Genomic DNA, 19,029 nt, shown 5'->3' with positions numbered 1-19,029 from the left:
GACTGGAGGGGAATTGACTGGGGCTGTTATTCTCTTACTGACGTAGCGAGGAGTATATTGAAGGCTATCAAGGCAGTATTTTTTGATTGGATGGATACCATAGGACATCCTAAAGTGGAAAGGCATGAATTGCACGCCCGGATCTTTGCTAAATTCGGTATAGAGGTACCCTCCGAGAGGCTGATACGTCCTATCTATATTGCCGAGACCGAGGTACCCGGGGGTACTCCATATCGGTGGGATGAATCGAAGGATCCGGAGCCCTTTCTTCATTATGAGGAATTAATACTGTCCGGCATCGGCGTAACTTTGCCCGGGGAGACAGTTTTTCAGATTATGAAGATAGTAAGCCATGATGCGAAGAGGTTGGATTTCAGACTTTATGACGATGTACTCCCGACCATGAAGACCCTGAAAGGTAGCGGACTTATTCTGGGCTTGATTACCAGCATGAAAGAAGAAATAAACCTTATCTCCCGCCAGCTTGGATTGGGGGCGTATCTTGATTTCACGGTTACTTCCAGTGATGTAGGGGCTCCCAAACCAGAGCCGCCGGTCTTCTTATCAGCATTGAAACACGCCGATATCAGAGCTGCAGAAGCGATATATGTCGGTGACCAGTACAGTACGGACGTTATCGGTGCCAGGGGGGTAGGTATTAACCCCGTGCTTATTGATCGCTATGATGTATTCCCGGAGATAGAAGATTGCCCGCGAATACATACCCTGGCCGAGCTTCCTGATATTATCTGGTAATCGCAGCGTGATTCCCGTAGGGGATAGTCTGATCCCCCGGCACCAGAGATGAAGTGCTTTTCAGACGTGATGCGACTATTGACAGATGGCGGCGTTTCTGATACTGTGAAAAACGCTCAAACGGGTGATGAGGGTGGCGGTGGTGATAGTAATGATCGGGAAATTGATATCCAGGGACTTCGTTAAATATTCCGTAATAAGGGGGATAACCGATGTATAAGAAGATTCTGGTTCCTTTAGACGGCTCCAAGCTGGCGGAGTGTGCTCTTCCTCATGTTGAAGAGATTGCCTCGAAGTGCGGAGTGGATGTGGTACTAGTAAGCGTTACGGAGCGTGTCCGGGGCTACCGGCCGGTTGAGGGTTATGATAGTCCGTCAGGTGAAAGACTCATGCCTGAAATTGCGGGTAAAATGGAAAAGCAGGGCCAAAGGTACTTGGACAGAATAGCTAAGGGGTTGGAGAGCAAAGGAATTAAGGTGCGCGCGGAGATGCTGATGGGCAATCCTGCCGAAGAGATTATCATTTATGCAAAGACAGAAAAATGTGATCTCATCATTATGGCCAGTCACGGGCGCTCCGGTCCAAGCAGGTGGACCCACGGCAGTGTTGCTGATAAGGTCCTCAAATCCAGCCCCACAACGGTTATGATGGTTCGTGCACCGGGCTGTCCCCAAGCCGTCTAGGGCTTGGGGAACGCGCTTTCGTTTTAAACTCCCGGGCAGGCTGCCGGTTTCACGATGGTTTAAGGAATACACTCCAGCGTATTCTTTCGTCCCTTGCTCCTGTGAAACGGATTGCTCTCCTTTGCGGGTGAATTTGCTACACGAACCTTCTGGTATCGGTATCAATATCCACAATAACCGGCTTCGTTGACGACAGTGCCTGTTCGACGGCTCCTTCCAGTTCTGCCGGGTCTTTTACTTTGATTCCTATCCCACCACAGATTTGCGCATATTCCGCAAAATTGCAGTTGTACAGGTCGGTCTGCCAGTTGGGATAGTCCTCGATTTTTTGTTCCTGCATTATCATGCCGAGCTGCTTATTGTTAAACAGGAAGATCTTAACCGGCAGGTCATATTTTACGGCGGTGAGGAAGTCTCCCATCACCATCGAAAAGCCGCCGTCTCCCGTAATACAAACAGCCTGCCTGTCTTGATAGGCAAGCTGTGCCTCGATGGCTCCCGGAAGCCCGGTACCCATCGAGGCCAGATAACCGGACATAACCATCTTTTGGGTTGACTTCATCACGAAGTTTCTGCCAAACCACCAGCCGTTGTCACCGACGTCCAGGGATATTATGGCGTCTTCCGCGATTTTGTCGTTCAGCACCTTGATTATATACTGCGGCCTTATTGGAGTTCGGGATGAGTCTGCTTCTTTAGCAAGCAGCTTTGTCCACTCCTTCTTCAATCTGGTTATTTCAGCCAGATATTCCTTGTTTTCTTTTGCGGCGACCTTTCCTGTCAGTTTCGGCAGTATCTCGGCGCTGCTACCCCACAATGAGACCTCGGAGGGATAATTCTTGGCCAGTATCATAGGGTCTATGTCAATTTGTACTATTCTCTTCGGCGGTATCTGTGTCATATCGGAAAATGAGGACCCGACCACAATCAGCAGGTCGCTGCCCCGGACCAGTTTGGCAGCGGCCGTTGATCCGATTGTCCCGTGACTGCCGACATATAGTTCGTTAGTCTCGTCAATAACGCCCTTGCCCTTGAAAGTCGTTACCACCGGCGCATAGATTTTGCGGGCTAACTCCAGCAGCTTATCGCCCTGACCAACGGCTCCGAAACCGGCGATGATAACGGGCCTTTTGGCTGAATCGATCTTTACGGCAGCTTCTTTTATCAAATGCTCGCTCGGTAGAATACTTCGATTGGTGATTCTACCCTGCATTGGCAGTACATCGGTATCGTACGGAATCTTCTGGATGTCGTTAGGGATACTGATATGGGATACTCCTCTCTCCAGCAGGGCGTGCTTGATGGCCAATGTGACCAGGCTGGTCGTTTGTTCTTCCGCCATCAGTATCTTGTTGAAGACGCATATCGGTTCGAAAAATGAATGCTGGTCGATTTCCTGAAAGGATCCGGGACCAATCAGTTGCCTCTTCACCAACCCGGTCAGGGCCAGCACCGGAGCATGATCGAGCTTAGCGTCATACAGGCCGGTGGCCAGATTGGTTGCCCCCGGCCCGGCTATGGTCAGGCATGCTGCTATGTGTCCGGTTAGTTTTCCGTAGGCTGAGGCCATAAAAGCGGCGGTCTGTTCATGCCGTACCTGGATGAACTTCATCCGCTTATTCTTCCTGATTGCGTCGACCAGGCCGAGTGCGGATGTGCCAGGTAGGCCGAAGACATACCTGATGCCCCACTCGGCCATTTGTTCGACAAAGACGTCCGAAACCGTACTGGCCTCTTTCTTCTTTTCTCCGCTTTCTTCCGTCAGGGCGACGAAAGCCGCTTTAGGGGCATTACAGACAGGACACCTCCAGTTCTCCGGCAGCTCCGAGAACTTCCTGCCCTCCTTTGCTTCGTCGTAGATGTAGTCGCAGACCGTACACCTATATTTCTTCATTTATAAACCTCTCTGTAGGGGCTCTTTTCTTAATTATAACATCAGCCCGCCCCGTGATTTTAGTGACGAAATTGCGTAATTCAGGGGCTGTATTATACCAATGTAGTTTCATAATGTATTGACTGATGGCCAATTGGTGGTAAAATAGGGCGAATCCATCACCGGGGGAGTAGTCTTATGGAAGCGAAATATGATAAAGGGCACAAGGTGAAAATCGTCTCGGTGAAAGACAAGCAGGGGAATGTAAAATACCCCCATAATGAGAAGTATGTAGATGAGGTTGGCGTAGTCCTGGATTCGTTCTACCTGGGAGCATTTCACGTTCTTTATTACAGAGACCATCTCCCTGAAGACTCCTACATTTATAAGATCCGCCTTGGTATGAGTAATACCGTGGTGACGGCAGCGGAGGAAGAACTGCAGTCCTGCCCATGATAATATGCTGGTGAATTATTGTGCCACCGGTCGGCGGATCAGGATGGAGAGAATAACCGCATCCCCGGCAACCGTCAGACTGTGGGAGTTAACCTCCCAACCATCGGGGATGGCGGTCGGCAGGTGCTCCATGACCTCCCCGAGCTTCGCGGTCAGTGACTGCCCGTCGCTTTCCTTTCTGTAGTCGGGTTTCATTGAGCCCAACGTAGGGGCAAGGTATTCGACCAGTACGCGGTATTGATACGGGTGGCAGCTCATCATACCCTCCTCCTTCACTATGATTAGGTAGGTCTAGTTTCACCCGGAATGTTCTTGTCAATGTCCGGTACCTGATTCCCGATAGAGAACTCTACGGTCGCCGAGGCGGCGTGTTACCTTCGCCCCATCCAGGTATTCCAGCAGAGCCAGGGCATACTTGCGGCTGGTCTTAAACATATCCCGTACTTCAGCTACAGTCACGCTTCCCGCTTCCTTCAGGTGTGAGGTGATTCCGGCTACCATTTCATTATAGGCTTGACGGGAGAAGACCACCTCCTCGCTTATCTTGATCACCTGGTTGCGGGCCACGATCAGTTTGAGCAGGTCCGCTTCCGGTATGAGGCCGCCGGGTGGGGCGTAAGGACTCTCCGCCAGTGACTTGAGGAAGGTGTCTATCTGCGCCTGCTGCGTCTTGGTGAGCTGAACGTGATGGGTGGCAAGACGGATAGCAGCGCTATCCTCGATGACGTTGCCATCGTCAAGAAGCTTTTTTATAATCGCCGGACTAGGTGCCGTCATCTTGAGCCGGCTGCTCAACTCTGCCCTGGGCATCCCCGGGCGGGAGGGGAACCTGAGGTGATAGTCCTTAAGGATGGCGGTCACCCGGCCGGCCAGATTCTCCCAGCCGGTTGCAGTCAGAAGGAGCTCGCTTTCCCCCCTGCCTATCCTGACTATCTTACTCTGCTCGATAAGGGAGGCTACTGCCGGGCTAAGCTCGCTGACAGTTAGGCCGCTCTGTGTGGAGAGTTCGGACATCTTGAGCGGTTTACCCTCCAGTATTGCCATAATCATCTCTTCGGGGGTTCCCTGCGCTCTACGCCTGAGGTTCTCAATGACGTTCGGGTGCAGTCGGCGGTGCCGTCTGGTATGAGGCTCGAGAACTTCGCCACCGCCAAGAGTAGCCTCCGGCGAGCGGATAATAAAACGGTCGCCCTTAACCAGAGCCACCGGCTTATTCAGTAATAGCTGTGCCCAGCCCGTCTCACCGGGCTTGAGTTCGTCTTTTTCCAGCAGGCGGACTCTGGATTCAGCCTGGGTGGACCCGGCATAAAAGTTCACCGTGGTGCCGTGTGACAGGGGGTGCTGAAGATGGGGTAGCAGACACAGCTTAACCGAGAGCATCGTGGTGGGTGAGAGCCAGCCGGGTATGGTGAGTACATCGCCGCGCTGTGGTTCGGTGGCGGCGATACCGGTCAGGTTGACGCCGACCCTGCTCCCCGGAGCGGCCGTTTCGACAGAAGTCTTATGCGTCTGCAGCCTTCGTATCCGTGACCTGAGCCCGGCGGGGATCAGTTCTACCTCCTGTCCTGTGCTGAGCGAGCCGTCAATCAGTGTTCCGGTGACGATGGTGCCGGAGCCGGCAATAGTAAAGACGCGGTCTATGGGAAGCCGGGGACGGCCGATATCCTTCCTGAGTGGAGTGGAGCCGAGGAGCTTGCCGATAGCCGAGGTCAGATCAGCGAGGCCCTCTCCGGTCAGGGCCGAGACGGCAACAATCGGGGACCGGGCAAGGGTGGTCGGAGCGAGCAGCCTGGTGACTTCCCCCCTTGCCAGGGCCAGCCGCTCATCATCTACCAGGTCCTTTTTGGTGAGAACGGCGATTCCTCTCTCTATACCTAGTATGTTCAGGATAGCCAGGTGCTCCCTGGTCTGTGGCATCACTCCTTCACCGGCATCGATGATAAGCAGGGCCAGGTCGATGCCGCCCACTCCGGCCAGCATATTCTTAATCAGCCGTTCGTGACCCGGGACATCAACAATACCAACCTCCTGACCATCGGGCAGCTTCAGCCAGGCGAAGCCCAGGTCAATGGTCATACCCCGTTCCTTCTCCTCGCGCAGCCGGTCCGGGTCTATGCCGGTCAGGGCGCGCACCAGTACCGATTTACCGTGGTCTATGTGTCCCGCAGTACCGATTACAAACACCAGGTACTCCTTTTCGCTGCGGCGGTGTCACCTGTCCTTAAGGCTGGCAGCGGCATCTTGCAGGGCTTTGAGCACAATCCTGTCTTCTCCGGGAAGTACGGAGCGGGGGTCGAGCAAGAGGAGATTTTCGCTAATTCGCCCGATGACCGGTATCTCTCGCTGGCGCAGCCGCTGGCTTAAGACTTGCGCCATATTGCGCTTACTTTTACCTCCCTCTTCTCCGATAGCAACCAGCCTGGTCGGTAGAGTGGCCCCGGGCAGACTGCCGCCTCCGACCATCGTTTCTCCGGCGATCACCCCGGCCAGTCTCTTGAGTGGTCCAGCCCAGGTTACGGCCCGCTGCTCAATTCCGTCCAGAGGAGCGGCAATCATACGCCAGACCGGGATCTTGGTTATCGCTTCACCTTTCAGGTAGTGAACCAGGGTGGCCGCCAGACCGGCCAGTCCTATCTTATCGATCCGTACCGCACGCGCCAGCGGGTGTTTCTTCAATTTTTCTATCAGCTCTTTCCGACCGGTGACGATGCCGGCTTGAGGACCACCGAGGAGCTTATCAGCAGAGAAGAAGACCAGGTCGACACCAGCGGCAATGCTCTGCTGTACCGTTGGCTCCGGGTCAAGACCGAACTGGGTGGTATCCAGCAGACATCCGCTGCCGAGGTCATCGAGTACGGGGAGGTTGTGGTCTTTGCCCAGCGCTACCAGTTCCTCGAGAGTGACCGAATGGGTGAAGCCCATCATCCTGAAGTTGCTCAGGTGGATTCGCATCAGCGCCGCTGTCCGCGGGTTGATTGCCTGTTCATAATCGACAGCATAGGTGCAGTTGGTGGTGCCCACCTCGACCAGCCTGGCCCCGCTCTGGCGCATTACGTCGGGGATGCGAAAGCCGCCGCCGATCTGTACTGCCTGGCCGCGGGAAACGAGCACCTCTTTCCTTCTGGTCAGCGCACTGAGAGCGAGCAGCACCGCTGAGGTATTATTGTTTACCACCAGTGCCGCCTCGGCTCCGGTGAGCCGGCACAGCGACTGCTCGATGTGGCTGTTGCGCGACCCCCGCCGGCCGCTGTCCAGGTCGAACTCCAGGTTAGAGTAGGTGCTGGCGACCGTGTTCATCGCGGCGGCAGTCTCCTCGCTGAGAGGAGCACGGCCCAGGTTGGTGTGAAGTATGATGCCGGTAGCGTTGACCACCGGGCGCAGCCCCGGCTTTGTCATGGCGCAGCCCCGGGCGACAATAGCTTCTACTATATCGTCAAGAGAAGGGCAGGGGCTACCGGCAGCGATATCCAGCCGGGTTTGCTCAAGGTGGTTGCGTATCAACTCCATAAAGGACGTGTGGGAAAGCTCCTCCCCGAGCTGCCTCAAGCGCTCGTTGGAGGTTAGCTTGTCCACTCCGGGCAGGTGACGAAACTCCTTGTCCATATTCTCCGCTCTATTCTAATACATATCGCCCTCTTTTCAAAGGTGTTTTAGATGCTCCTGGACTAATATTTGACAAGACCTTTTTGTTGCGCTATATTTACGAGTATTGTGATAATAAAATTCAGAACAGGCCGGCTGGAGCTGTGAAACTCTCGACCAAGGGACGTTATGCAGTGCGCGCGATGATTGATCTGGCGGTCCAATCTGGGGGCAGTCCGACTCTGATCAAGGACATCTCGGCGAGGCAGCAGATATCGTGCCTGTATCTGGAGCAGCTCTTTACCCGGCTCAAGACAGCCGGTCTGGTCAGGAGCGTTCGCGGGCCCAGAGGTGGGTTCATGCTGGCCCGGCCGCCACGTGAGATAAGATTTATTGATATTGTGCAGGTGATGGAGGGGTCGATGGCGCCGGTAGAGTGTGTTGATAATGCGATGCTCTGCTCGCGTGCCGGTTCCTGCGTGACCCGCCGGGTGTGGGCCGAGGTGAAAGAAGCGGTGGATGGTGTACTCTCTGATATTACTCTGGAGGACTTGGTCGAGCGGCAGGGGCGGAAGGGGGGTTGAGGATGATAAACAAAAGGTGTAAGCTATACCCTGTAAGGAGTGAAAAAGGGTGAAAAAAGGGTTTTTGGGAATAGCGTTGCCCTGTCTGGCGGCGGCTTTGCTGGTACCGCTGGCAGCGGCGGCGTTTACCGCCAAGCCGGCTTATGGCTGAGGGCCTAGCTGTTCGTCGGTGACGATCAAGGTGGATATCAGCCCGAGCGGCGGCGGCACTGTCGAGATAAACGGGGAAGCTGTGCCCGAAGAGATAAACGGGGACGCTGAGCCCAAATACCCCGCTTATTTTTCAGTTGAGAGTAGTACCATCGTCAATGTAGAGGCGATTCCGGAATACGGCTACCGCTTTGTCAACTATGTGGCCGTTGAGAAATCACAGCGGGAAAAAATCATCTTCGATCAAATGTTTCCCATTGAGGCTGAACAACGGGATTGGAGTATCATCGCTTACTTTGCCCCCGATTCCGTTGAGTTCGTTTCTGAGGACGGGATGCTCAGCATTAATATTCCTTACGGAGTTACCGCTCTGGATGGAGAGGGCAACCCGCTGACCGAGGTGGAGTTTGCCGAAATTAAGCGTGCACCGGATCCACCTGAAGACTATAGTATTATCGGGTTGCCGTATCAGTTGAAACCCGAGGGGACCACCTTTGACCAGCCGGTAATGCTGACCTGGCGATATGATACCGGCGACATCCCGGAAGGGATAGCTGAGGAAGAACTGCTAATCACCCGTTGCGACAACTTTGACGTTGGTTTGCCGGAGATGGATTTTGAGGTTGACGCCGCGAACGATACCATTAGTGCCTATATCGAGCACTTCTCTTGCTTTACCGTGCTTGCTTTGGTCGATTCGTCCCCGGATAATCCGGAAACTCCTTCGCTGCCCGTTTCCCCGGCAGCTCCGGTTGCTTTTACCTCAAGTGCACTGAGTGTTTCACCCCAGGAGGTCAGTCCCGGTGCAGCAGTGACCATCAGCGCTTTGCTGATAAATCCTGGGGAGGCAGACGGTAGCGATATCGTAACCCTCAAGATAAACGGTGTCGTGGCAGACACGAGGAAAATCGATCTTGCCGGTGGGGCCTTTCAAATGGTTACCTTTACTACCGCTCAGAGTGCAGCAGGCACCTACCAAGTAGAGGTCAACAGCCTGGGTCCTTTGTTCTTTACCGTCAAGGAAGGAGATTTACTGACTAATACTACTTTGCCGTCTTCACCAACCGGATCGGAAAGATGGCCTATCATTTTTGTTATCATCGCTGTTTCCGCCGCTATCTCCATCCCGCTGGGGATGAGGTGGTGGCGTCGCAGGAGTGACCTCGGTTCACTCGGCGACTATATCTCGATGAGATAGGTGCGGTGCCGGCTGGGTCTTTCCTGTTCGGGTACAGTGGCCTTACCACTTACTACGTATGGGATAAGGAAACCCTGTTGTTTGACCTTCGTGGGCTCCGGTCTGATGCCCATTCAGCCATAGTCAGCTTAAGGTCTTTCCGTATCAAGCCGGCAGTAAACCCGGATCTGTGGTCTTCTTAATGGTGTATGTTCCCGGGCTGTTTGGCATCCATCGCCTTATTCAAATTACCCCCAGATTTCAGGACAAATAATAGTTGACAAACACTATATATTGTGGTAATGTATATCTCCTACACTATATAGTGTGGAGATTATTCGTGAATTGTCCTTATTGCGGCAATCTGGAGTCCAGGGTTATTGATTCCCGTGACGTTGATGATGGTGTCCGCCGCCGGCGTCAGTGTTCCTCTTGTAGTGCTCGTTTTACCACCTACGAGCGGTTGCAGGCGGCCAGTCTCTTTGTAATTAAGAAGGACAAGCGCCGTGAGGAGTTTAGCCGGGAGAAGCTCATGTCCGGCATCCGCAAGGCCTGTGAGAAGCGGCCGCTGCCTACCGGAGCTATCGATAAGCTTGTTGATGATATCGAAGCCGAGCTTTACCGGCTGGGTAAATCAGAGATACCCGGTGCTGTTATCGGCGATATGGTGATGAAGGGCTTGAGGGAGCTGGACCATATTGCCTACATTCGCTTTGCCAGCGTCTATCGGGAGTTCGCCGATATCACTGCCTTGAAGCAGGAACTGGACACTCTGATCGGAGATGAGGCGGCAAAAGCATCCCAGCCGGTGAGTCAACTGCCTTTGCTTCCGGTTGAGCCGTCACTGGCGCTGGCTGGAGGTCAACGGAGGCGTCGTAAATGAATACTAGGAATGGAACGGGAAAGAGCACGCACTGGCTGGACCGTACCCGGGTGGCCCGGGTTGTCTTTGCTGCCGCTGAGTCGATGGGCATTGCTGATCGGAGGTTGGTCGAGCAGCTCACCGCGCAGGTAATTGAGCGTCTGGAGCAGTTGAGGCCCGTCTCCGGGGCGGAACAGCCCCTGCCCGGCATGGAGGACCTGGTGCCCCGGTCTCAGCACAGGCTGCCGCGCCTGCCCAGCGGTTCTGAAATTCAGGCCGTGGTAGAGGAAATACTGGCCAGTAAGGAACTGGAAGATTACGGTAAAGAGTCAATGCCCAAGGAGGAGGTCGCACCCGAAATGCAAACTGATATGGTTAAGCCGGAGATCAAGTCGTTAAGCGGGGTCAGTCTTACCGAGAATGCCCTCCGTGTCCTGGGGAAAAGGTACTTGAAGAAAGACGCCAAGGGCCGGGTTGTGGAGACTCCGGAGGATATGTTTCGCCGGGTAGCCGGTGCGATTGCCTCGGCTGAGCTTGTCTATAACCCTGAGGCTGACGTCACAGTAGTGGAGGAGGAGTTCTACCGGTTGATGACCAGCCTCCAGTTCTTGCCCAATTCCCCTACCCTGATGAATGCCGGGCGGGAACTGGGCCAGCTCTCGGCATGCTTCGTCCTCCCCGTCGAGGACTCGATGGAGTCCATCTTCGATGCCGTGAAAAATACTGCCCTGATTCATAAGAGTGGCGGCGGGACCGGTTTTTCCTTTTCCAGACTCAGGCCGGAGGATGATAGAGTAGGCTCTACCGGGGGCGTCGCCAGCGGCCCGGTCTCCTTTATCCGTGCCTTTGATGTCGCTACTGATGTTATCAAACAGGGCGGGATGCGCCGCGGGGCGAATATGGGTATCCTCAGTATTGACCACCCCGACATTATGAGGTTCATTACGGCTAAGGAAGACCTTGCCTCGCTGACCAACTTCAATATCTCGGTGGCGGTGACCGGTGAATTCATGGAGGCGGTCAAGGCCGGCACCGACTATAACCTGGTCAATCCGCATACCAAAGAGGTTTCCGGCAGGCTCAATGCCAAAGAAGTGTTCGATAAGCTGGTCAGTATGGCCTGGAAGACCGGAGACCCGGGTGTTGTCTTCATTGACCGTATTAATGATGACAATCCTACCCCGCAACTGGGTAGGATTGAGAGCACTAACCCCTGCGGCGAACAGCCCCTGCTCCCTTACGAATCGTGCAATCTGGGCTCGATTAACCTGTCCCGGATGGTAATTCTCCAGGACGGGTCCTACCGGATTGATTATCCCCATCTGAAGGAGATAATCAGGACGGCAGTGCGCTTTCTGGACAATGTCATTGAGGTTAACAAGTTCCCCCTGCCCGCAATCGAGGAAATGACCAAAAAGACCAGGAAGATCGGTCTCGGAGTAATGGGCTTTGCCGATATGTTAATCAAGCTCGATATTCCCTATGACTCGGAAGAGGCGCTGAAGGTTGCCTCTGATATCATGCAGTTTGTCACCGAGCAGTCGGCAAAGGCCTCTGAGGAGCTGGCCGGGGAGCGGGGGGTCTTCCCCGCCTTTGCCGAGAGTATTTATGATGTCCCCTCCGGGCCCAGGTTAAGAAATGCTTCCTGTACCACCATCGCCCCCACCGGTACACTGAGTATTATCGCCGGCTGCTCGAGCGGTATCGAGCCTCTTTTTGCCTTGAGCTACAAGCGCAATATTCTGGATGGTGAGCAGTTTATCGAAGTAAACCCGTACTTTGAGGAGGTGGCCAAGAAGGGGGGCTTCTATTCCGAGGAGCTTATGCGCAAGCTGGCTGATGGGGTCAGCCTCCGTGGTATTGATGGTGTACCGGATGATATCAAGAAGACCTTTGTTACTGCTCACGACATAAAGGCCGGCTGGCACGTTAAGATGCAGGCTGCTTTTCAAAGGTTTACTCACAATGCGGTATCCAAAACGGTCAATTTTCCCAAAGAAGCTACTGTTGATGATATCGCCAGTGTCTATAAAATGGCCTATGAGGAAGGGCTGAAGGGGATAACCATCTACCGTGACGGCAGCCGGGAGGGGCAGGTATTGACTACAGGCAAGACTAAGAAGGTCGAAAGTACGGTACTGGTACCCAGAAAGCGGACCAAGACGACCTCAGGGGTCACTGAGAAAGTGACCACAGGCTGCGGTAACCTCTATGTCACGGTGAACTCGGATGACGAAGGTATCTGTGAGGTCTTCTCCAGCCTGGGTAAGACCGGAGGCTGTGCCTCAGCGCAGCTTGAGGCCATCTGCCGGCTCATTTCCCTGGCCTTACGCTCCGGTGTCGATGTCGCCTCGATAGTAAGACAGCTGCGCGGCATTCGCTGTCCGTCCATTGCCTGGGAGCAGGGCAAATCTATTCTTTCCTGTGCCGATGCCATTGCCAGCGTGCTGGAGAAGCATACCACCGGCTACGATGGTAAGCCCAGGTTGGAAGACTACGGGCTGGTCAAGAACCTGGCCGGACAGTGCCCGGACTGCGGCAACCTGCTCGTCTATCAGGAGGGCTGCTTCGTCTGTCCGAGCTGCGGCTATACCAAGTGTTGAAGTATGAGGTCCTATTACCATAAGGAGATGCGGTATGGATGAAAAGGCTAACAAGCAGCAGATAAAGATTGCCTTCCCGGAGGCCCTGCGGGGTGGGGTGTATGCCAATAACATGTTCGTTACCCATACCAGGGAGGAATTCATTCTGGATTTTATGATGGTGACACCTCCGGCCGGTTCGGTGACGGCACGGGTGGTCATCAGCCCCGGCCATATGAAAAGGATGGTCTCCGCCCTTAAGGATAACCTGAACAAATACGAGGCTAAGTTCGGCAAGCTGACCGAAGCCGTCGAGCCCAACAAGCCGCAGATGGGTTTCCACCCTTCAGCGGAGTAGGGGAGCAGTAACGAGAAAGCCCCGTTTCCTTAGTAGCTGCTGGAAGTAATCAAACCTGGTAAGTAGCTTTATGAGTTGGGATGAGATCAAAAAGGCAAGAAGCCGGCTTTCCCGGGAGGAGGGTGCCGTTATCAGGGATTGGGGTGGCAGGGTTCCTATCGCTCTCATCTATCCCAACTCCTACTATATAGCCATGTCCTGCCTGGGGTTGCATGCCCTCTATCGTCTCCTCAATAGCTACAGCGGAGTCGTCTGTGAGAGGGTCTTTTGGGAAAGAGAGCATCAGGCCCGCCGGTCGTCTCCCTTGAGTCTGGAATCGCAGCGGCCGCTGACCGATTTCGCCGTCCTTGCTTTTTCCATCAGCTACGAGGTCGATTATATCAATGTGGCGGAGATTCTTAAGGCCAGCGGTATCCCGCTCTATGCCGGCGACCGTGACGGAAGACACCCCCTGGTTATTGCCGGAGGGCCCTGCGTCACGGCTAATCCGTTACCCGTATCGCCGTTCTTTGATCTGTTATGTATCGGTGAAGGGGAGCCGATTGTGCCCACCTTGCTGCCGATCCTGGCTGACGGTATCGGCGGCGAGCGGGGTGAACTGCTTAGAACGTTATCCTCGCTGCCGGGCGTCTATGCACCGCAGTACCAGCCGGCAACCCCGGTGGTACGCCAGTGGTCAAAAGACCTGGATAATTTCCCGGTCGCTTCCACCATAGTTACCGGAGATACCGAACTGGGTGATTTATACTTGATTGAGGTAGGGCGGGGTTGCAACTGGGGGTGCCGTTTTTGTATGGTCAGCAGTACCTTCAGCCCCGTGCGTTTTCGCTCTACGGACAGCCTGATAGCCCAGGCTGAGGAAGGACTTAAATACCGGAGACGTTTGGGGCTGGTTGGACCGGCTGTGGCCGACCATCCGCAAATAGAAGAGATAGCGGTCAGATTGCGACAAATGGGTGCCGGACTGTCAGTGAGCTCGCTGCGAATAAAGCCTCTCTCCCGTATACTATTGAGAGAACTGGCCGGTGGGGAAGCACAGACGATAGCCTTTGCTCCTGAGGCCGGTTCTATGCGCCTGCGCCGGTTGATCAAAAAAGGAATTTCCGAAGACGATATCCTGAAAGCGATAGATATGGTTGCCGAGACGGGGGTAAAACAGCTCAAGCTCTACTTTATGATTGGTCTGCCCTCGGAGACCGACGACGATATTGAAGAGATTATCCGGCTCGTCATCAGTGGTAAAAGTATTCTTGACCGTAAGCAAAGCGGCGCACGTGTCATTATCAAAGCTGCTCCCTTTGTGCCCAAGGCAGGCACGCCCCTGCAGTGGTTGCCGATGGCTCCGCTGGCTGTCTTGAATCATCGGCTTTCTCGGATCAAGAACAGCCTGCAGCCGAGGGGTATTAAGGTTAATAGCGAAAGCCCGGCCTGGAGCGAGGTCCAGGCGGTCTTCGCCCGCGGCGGCGCCGATGTAGCCGGGGTGCTGGCCGCTCTGGAAGAGGTATCGTTATCCGGCTGGCGCAGGGCGGTGGCAAGGTGCCAGCCGGATGTTGATTTCTATGCTCACCAGAGATGGCATGCCGGCCAGAGATTGCCCTGGGCGATAATTGACTCCGGCATTGCCAAGGGCCGCCTGGAGCTTGAGTTAAACAGAGCGCTCTCAGGATAAATTCCTTTACTGGTAATACAGCAGCAGAAAAGGCAGTAAATAAAAACGTCTTTCAGGTTTCCGTACGGAAACGCTGCTGTGAGAATGGAACCGGGTAAGTGATGAAGTGGTTCTCTCTATATCCCCCTGGCCCACTTGACGGCGTTGATGAAGATAGGAAAGCCGTCCCCGTCTTTCCTGGCTCCCTCTCTGGTCCAGCGCGGATGCTGGGTACCGCGAATGTGGCGTTCGGGGTGTGGCATCAGGGCAAAGATGCGTCCTGATGCGTCGCAGATGCCGGCGATATGTCCTTCGGAGCCGCTGGGGTCGTCGGGATATCCGGGGTTGTTGTTTCCGTATTCATCGCTGTAGGTAAGAACTATGCTCGAATCCGGCAGTGCTTTTCCGCTGGTGACGACCTTACCTTCTCCGTTAGCCACCGGCAGGTACATACGGTCAATATCTTCGGTGAAAACGCAGGGGCTATTCTCATTCACCTTTAGGTATACCCAGCGGCACTCGAACCTGCCGGAATCGTTGGCGGTCAGGGTTATCGGCTGCTCTCTGCCGTCTCCACCGGGCAAAAAACCGGCCTTAACCAGAACCTGAAAACCGTTACAGATACCGAGTATCAACCCCCCACTATCGATAAAACTGTGGATATCCTGCCCCAGTTTTAGTTTAAGCTCATTGGCCAGCACCTTGCCGGCACTGATATCGTCACCGTAGGTAAAGCCGCCGGGGATAACAAATATCTGGTAGTCGGAAAGCGGTACTTCACGGCGGATTAGCTGATTGATATGGGCCGAGGTTACATTAGCCCCCGCCCGCTGAAAGGCGAAGGCCGTTTCAGCATCGCAGTTGGTTCCGGGGCCACGTAGTATCAACGTTCTTACCTTAGTCATTTGCTGCTACCACCGGATCGGTTGTTGCCAGGCCTCCTTGAGTTCGCTGATTTTCTGCTCAAGAACCGGTTTACCATCCAGGCCGTATATCTCCAGAGTCTTAGAGTCGGTAACCTGACCGATAGAGGCCAGGTTGACGCCCTCCTCCATAACCTCGATAAACTGCTCTTCATCCTCGGGTGCTACCTCGACCAGAAACCGGCTGTTTGATTCCGAGAATAGGATGAAATCGTCCCGATCCACCGGCTCACCCAGGGGCACAGGCTTCAGGTGGACCAGTGCGCCCAGCCCTCCGGCAAACGCCATCTCGGCAACGGCTACTCCGATGCCGCCTTCACTACAGTCGTGGCAGGCACGGACCAGTCCTTTTGCGGTGGCTGTGGCGAGCCGCTCCATCAGCCATTTCGCCTGATGCGGTCTTACCCGGGGCACGTTGTTTCCGGTAAGATTATAGAGCCTCAAGTATTCCGAGCCACCCATCTCGTTCCAGGTGGTGCCGACCATGTAAATCAGGTTGCCCGGTTTTTTGAAGTCCATTGATACTGCCCGGTTAACATCGTCCATCACGCCGATTGCCGAGATGAGCAGGGTGTGGGGAATAGAGATAACCTTACCCTCATCTTCAAACTCGTTATAGAGGCTGTCCTTCCCGGAGATGAAGGGGGTCTCGTAGACGACGGCCATATCATAGCAGGCCTGGGCTGCTCTGACCAGGGCGCCGAGGATATCCGGTTGCTGGACATTACCCCAGCAGAAGTTATCCAGCAGGGCTACCCGGGACAGGTTGCCCCCCACGGAGATAATCTGACGTAAGGCTTCGTCGATAGCTGAGGCTGCCATCCAGTAGGGGTCTATTTCCCCGTACCTCGGGTTTATCCCGCAGGAGACGATGGCACCCTTGTCCGAATCCAGTATCGGCCGGATCATCGCGGCATCACCCGGGCCGTCATTGTCCTTGCCCACCAGGGGTTTGAGAACGTTGGCCCCCTGTACCTCATGGTCATACTGGCGAATTACCCATTCCTTGCTGCAGACATTCCAAGCACCGAGAATCTTAATCAGTGCTTCACCCAGGTCCTGGGGACAGTCAAAATCAGGCTCGGCATGTGACGGCTGCTGCCAGTCTGCTACCCGCTCAACCTGGGGGATGCCCTGGTGGAGGAATTCCATTTCAAGATCGCATACCAGATTCCCCTGGTAGAAGAGCTGGAGCCTGTGGTCATCGGTAAACTCACCAATAATTACTGCCTCGACATCTTCGCTTGCGAAAATGGCCATCAGCTCTTCGATACACTCCGGCGGGACCGCCAATAACATCCGCTCCTGCGACTCTGATATCCAGATTTCGGAGTAAGAGAGTCCGGCGTATTTCAAGGGTACCTTGTCCAGGTAAACCTTTACTCCGGTGTCGGCTCCCATCTCGCCTATCGCAGAGGAAAGTCCGCCGCCCCCGCAGTCGGTTACCCGAGAGTACAGATGTCGGTCTCTGGCTTGAAGCAGGGTGTCGATAACCTTTTTCTCTACGATGGGGTTGCCGATCTGGACGGCGCTTAAGGAGGTGGCGCTGGATTCCTGGGTAAGCTGTTCCGAGGCAAAGGTTACCCCGTGTATGCCGTCACGTCCCGTCCTGCCGCCGACCACAACCACCAGATCACCGGGCTGTTGCTGGCCCCTATGGGAGTACTCCCGGGGCATAATCCCCAGCGTGCCGCAGTATACCAGAGGGTTGGCAACATAGCGTTCGTCGAAAAGCACCGCGCCATTAAGGGTGGGTATCCCCAGACGGTTGCCGTAGTCGGCTACACCGGCACGAACACCCTTGAAGATGCGCCGTGGATGAAGGACGCCCTGGGGCAGCTTTTCGTAAGGGAAATCGGGGGGAGCGAAGCAGAAAACGTCCGTGTTTAATATCGGCCTGGCGCCCAGTCCGGTGCCGAGCGGGTCGCGGACTACTCCGCCGATCCCGGTCGCAGCGCCTCCGTATGGTTCGATTGCCGACGGGTGATTATGGGTCTCTACCTTGAAGCACAGCGCCCGGCGGCCGTCGAAATCAATCACCCCGGCATTATCGCTGAAAACGGAGAGGCACCATGGTTTCTCCAGCTCCCTGGTTGCCTTGATAATAGTATTCTTAATCAGGTTATCTATGGTCTCCTCGCCCAGCCTTATTCTGGCCTTGAATGTCTTATGGACACAGTGCTCGGACCAGGTCTGAGCCAGGGTCTCCATCTCGGCATCGGTGGGGTTACGCCCTTGCTTGAGGAAGTAGGCGGTGATGGCCTTAAGCTCATCGTCGCTAAAGCCGAACTGCTGTACCGCCTGGTTCAGTTCTATCTCTTTCAGGGCGAATCGGTAGCGGGGGTTTTCCGGAAACCCTGATGGCTCATCGCTGACTGTGTGCTGAATAATCGGGTTTACCAGCAGCTTGCTGCTGATAGCCTCTAGCTGTGAAATGTCCAGCCGCCCGTCGATCAGGTATCTTCGGGCGGTCTTAATTGCCCTGACCCCGGTTACCCCCAGGTCGTTGAGCGCTTTGCGGATGGTAGCCTCAATCGGGTCGGTAACCCCGGCGTTGTAGGCGACCTCAATGCTGTGCTGATTAGGACCAATCTCGCCCTCGAGGTGGAGGGACTCTCCATACCAGTATTCCTGAGTCACCGGGTCGGCGAGTAAACGGGAGCAGATAAGCTCCAGCTGGTCCTGGGCAAGCTCGGCGTCCAGCCAGTAGATGTCAGCCACACGGACATAGGAGACCGAGGTTATGCCCAGGTCATGGACGTCCTTGACCAGCCCCAGACCCCTGGCGTCAGGCTGGTGTTTTTTCAAACGGACCTCGACTCTATGCATCAGGTTATCCTACTGTGATATCGGGAAGTATCTAGAGCGGCAACTGCGCCCCGCCGGTATCGCCGGAAGAGCATCCCTCTTGAATGACATGAAAGACATACTATTCAGTTAGCAGCCCGGTTACTATCTCGTTTATCTCCCGTCCGTCCGCTTTTCCTTTAAGACGGGCCATAATTATGGGCATCACCTTGCCCTTATCGCGGGGTCCCTGCGCGCCTGCTTCTTCAATAACCTGGCGGGCCTCAGCGATAATCTCGTCCCGGGACAATTGTCGGGGTAAATACTCCTTGAGGATGGCCAGCTCAGCCTCTTCCTGTGCTACCAGGTCCGGGCGGGCTCCCAGCTTAAAGGCCTCTATGCTCTCGTTGCGCTGCTTGATCTCTTTGGCGACAACGCCTAGGATATCCGGATTGTCCAGGCTGCCCCGTTTGGCAATCTCAGCATTCTTAACTGCGGCCAGGAGCAGACGGAGTGTAGAACGCCTGACATTATCCCGGTCCTTCATTGACTGCCACAGGTCGACTTCCAGCTTTTCTTTAAGGTTCGCTTCCATCTCTAACCCTCAT

At 54.8% G+C, this 19,029-nt stretch carries 16 protein-coding genes; 9 read left to right on the top strand and 7 right to left on the bottom strand.

Annotation, left to right across the window (positions count from 1 at the left end; translation table 11 throughout):
• The first annotated feature begins 57 nt into the window (after nt 1-57).
• Together PHI12_05000 and PHI12_04995 are read left to right on the top strand one after the other, a co-directional pair.
• Nucleotides 58-756, top strand: coding sequence for an HAD family hydrolase (locus PHI12_05000; protein MDD5510146.1), 699 nt, complete (start codon nt 58-60; stop codon nt 754-756).
• 212 nt (nt 757-968) lie between these two features.
• Nucleotides 969-1,439, top strand: coding sequence for a universal stress protein (locus PHI12_04995; GenBank protein MDD5510145.1), 471 nt, complete (start codon nt 969-971; stop codon nt 1,437-1,439).
• Between the two features lie 136 nt (nt 1,440-1,575).
• Here PHI12_04995 and PHI12_04990 read toward each other — a convergent pair whose 3' ends face one another.
• Nucleotides 1,576-3,333 carry a thiamine pyrophosphate-binding protein gene (locus tag PHI12_04990; GenBank protein MDD5510144.1) on the bottom strand — a complete coding sequence of 586 codons (1,758 nt, stop codon included), beginning with the start codon at nt 3,331-3,333 and terminating at the stop codon, nt 1,576-1,578.
• Between the two features lie 177 nt (nt 3,334-3,510).
• On the opposite strand from PHI12_04990, the gene PHI12_04985 reads away from it, so the two are divergent.
• Nucleotides 3,511-3,768, top strand: a complete 258-nt coding sequence (locus tag PHI12_04985) for a hypothetical protein (protein ID MDD5510143.1) — start codon at nt 3,511-3,513, stop codon at nt 3,766-3,768.
• Nucleotides 3,769-3,783: 15 nt separating this feature from the next.
• On the opposite strand, the gene PHI12_04980 is transcribed toward PHI12_04985, so the two are convergent.
• From PHI12_04980 to selA, 3 genes are read right to left on the bottom strand one after another with little or no spacing between them, the layout of a single operon-like run.
• Entirely contained in the window at nt 3,784-4,029 is a 246-nt protein-coding gene (locus PHI12_04980; protein ID MDD5510142.1) for a hypothetical protein, read from the bottom strand.
• Nucleotides 4,030-4,083: 54 nt separating this feature from the next.
• Nucleotides 4,084-5,952: a selenocysteine-specific translation elongation factor gene (selB, locus tag PHI12_04975; GenBank protein ID MDD5510141.1), complete on the bottom strand. Its 1,869-nt coding sequence runs from the start codon at nt 5,950-5,952 to the stop codon at nt 4,084-4,086.
• A gap of 27 nt (nt 5,953-5,979) precedes the next feature.
• Nucleotides 5,980-7,371: an L-seryl-tRNA(Sec) selenium transferase gene (gene selA, locus PHI12_04970; protein ID MDD5510140.1), complete on the bottom strand. Its 1,392-nt coding sequence runs from the start codon at nt 7,369-7,371 to the stop codon at nt 5,980-5,982.
• A gap of 143 nt (nt 7,372-7,514) precedes the next feature.
• Here selA and PHI12_04965 point away from each other — a divergent pair, with 143 nt between their 5' ends.
• The 6 genes from PHI12_04965 to PHI12_04940 all read left to right on the top strand — a co-directional run bounded on the left by PHI12_04965 (nt 7,515) and on the right by PHI12_04940 (nt 14,732).
• Nucleotides 7,515-7,934: an Rrf2 family transcriptional regulator gene (locus PHI12_04965; GenBank protein ID MDD5510139.1), complete on the top strand. Its 420-nt coding sequence runs from the start codon at nt 7,515-7,517 to the stop codon at nt 7,932-7,934.
• A gap of 169 nt (nt 7,935-8,103) precedes the next feature.
• Entirely contained in the window at nt 8,104-9,282 is a 1,179-nt protein-coding gene (locus tag PHI12_04960; protein MDD5510138.1) for a hypothetical protein, read from the top strand.
• A 304-nt stretch (nt 9,283-9,586) separates the two neighbouring features.
• Nucleotides 9,587-10,144 (top strand): transcriptional regulator NrdR, encoded by a 558-nt coding sequence (gene nrdR / locus PHI12_04955; protein ID MDD5510137.1) that lies wholly within the window; start codon nt 9,587-9,589, stop codon nt 10,142-10,144.
• 350 nt (nt 10,145-10,494) lie between these two features.
• The gene (locus PHI12_04950; protein ID MDD5510136.1) at nt 10,495-12,726 is read left to right on the top strand and encodes a vitamin B12-dependent ribonucleotide reductase; all 2,232 of its coding nucleotides are present in this window, start codon (nt 10,495-10,497) and stop codon (nt 12,724-12,726) included.
• 34 nt (nt 12,727-12,760) lie between these two features.
• The gene (locus PHI12_04945) at nt 12,761-13,063 is read left to right on the top strand and encodes a DUF3467 domain-containing protein (GenBank protein MDD5510135.1); all 303 of its coding nucleotides are present in this window, start codon (nt 12,761-12,763) and stop codon (nt 13,061-13,063) included.
• Between the two features lie 70 nt (nt 13,064-13,133).
• Entirely contained in the window at nt 13,134-14,732 is a 1,599-nt protein-coding gene (locus PHI12_04940) for a radical SAM protein (GenBank protein MDD5510134.1), read from the top strand.
• Nucleotides 14,733-14,848: 116 nt separating this feature from the next.
• Here the strand turns inward: PHI12_04940 and purQ are convergent, their stop codons facing one another.
• The 3 genes from purQ to PHI12_04925 all read right to left on the bottom strand — a co-directional run bounded on the left by purQ (nt 14,849) and on the right by PHI12_04925 (nt 19,016).
• Nucleotides 14,849-15,616: a phosphoribosylformylglycinamidine synthase I gene (purQ, locus tag PHI12_04935; protein ID MDD5510133.1), complete on the bottom strand. Its 768-nt coding sequence runs from the start codon at nt 15,614-15,616 to the stop codon at nt 14,849-14,851.
• A 6-nt stretch (nt 15,617-15,622) separates the two neighbouring features.
• Nucleotides 15,623-18,463, bottom strand: a complete 2,841-nt coding sequence (gene purL / locus PHI12_04930) for a phosphoribosylformylglycinamidine synthase subunit PurL (GenBank protein ID MDD5510132.1) — start codon at nt 18,461-18,463, stop codon at nt 15,623-15,625.
• 100 nt (nt 18,464-18,563) lie between these two features.
• Complete coding sequence (locus tag PHI12_04925) at nt 18,564-19,016, bottom strand: GatB/YqeY domain-containing protein (GenBank protein MDD5510131.1); 453 nt, start codon at nt 19,014-19,016, stop codon at nt 18,564-18,566.
• Nucleotides 19,017-19,029: the final 13 nt, after the last annotated feature.

This window comes from Dehalococcoidales bacterium, from assembly GCA_028716225.1.
Classification (GTDB): Bacteria; Chloroflexota; Dehalococcoidia; order Dehalococcoidales; family UBA5760; genus UBA5760.
This window is presented reverse-complemented; position numbering and strand designations above follow the sequence as displayed.

Bases quoted from the DNA above. Each gene is read 5' to 3' on its own strand.
- PHI12_04925 (MDD5510131.1), bottom strand. From the start codon at position 19,016: ATGGAAGCGAACCTTAAAGAAAAGCTGGAAGTCGACCTGTGGCAGTCA.
- PHI12_04950 (MDD5510136.1), top strand. From the start codon at position 10,495: ATGGTTAAGCCGGAGATCAAGTCGTTAAGCGGGGTCAGTCTTACCGAG.
- PHI12_04990 (MDD5510144.1), bottom strand. From the start codon at position 3,333: ATGAAGAAATATAGGTGTACGGTCTGCGACTACATCTACGACGAAGCA.
- PHI12_04945 (MDD5510135.1), top strand. From the start codon at position 12,761: ATGGATGAAAAGGCTAACAAGCAGCAGATAAAGATTGCCTTCCCGGAG.
- purQ (MDD5510133.1), bottom strand. From the start codon at position 15,616: ATGACTAAGGTAAGAACGTTGATACTACGTGGCCCCGGAACCAACTGC.
- selA (MDD5510140.1), bottom strand. From the start codon at position 7,371: ATGGACAAGGAGTTTCGTCACCTGCCCGGAGTGGACAAGCTAACCTCC.
- purL (MDD5510132.1), bottom strand. From the start codon at position 18,463: ATGCATAGAGTCGAGGTCCGTTTGAAAAAACACCAGCCTGACGCCAGG.
- PHI12_04995 (MDD5510145.1), top strand. From the start codon at position 969: ATGTATAAGAAGATTCTGGTTCCTTTAGACGGCTCCAAGCTGGCGGAG.
- PHI12_04980 (MDD5510142.1), bottom strand. From the start codon at position 4,029: ATGATGAGCTGCCACCCGTATCAATACCGCGTACTGGTCGAATACCTT.
- PHI12_04985 (MDD5510143.1), top strand. From the start codon at position 3,511: ATGGAAGCGAAATATGATAAAGGGCACAAGGTGAAAATCGTCTCGGTG.
- PHI12_04940 (MDD5510134.1), top strand. From the start codon at position 13,134: ATGAGTTGGGATGAGATCAAAAAGGCAAGAAGCCGGCTTTCCCGGGAG.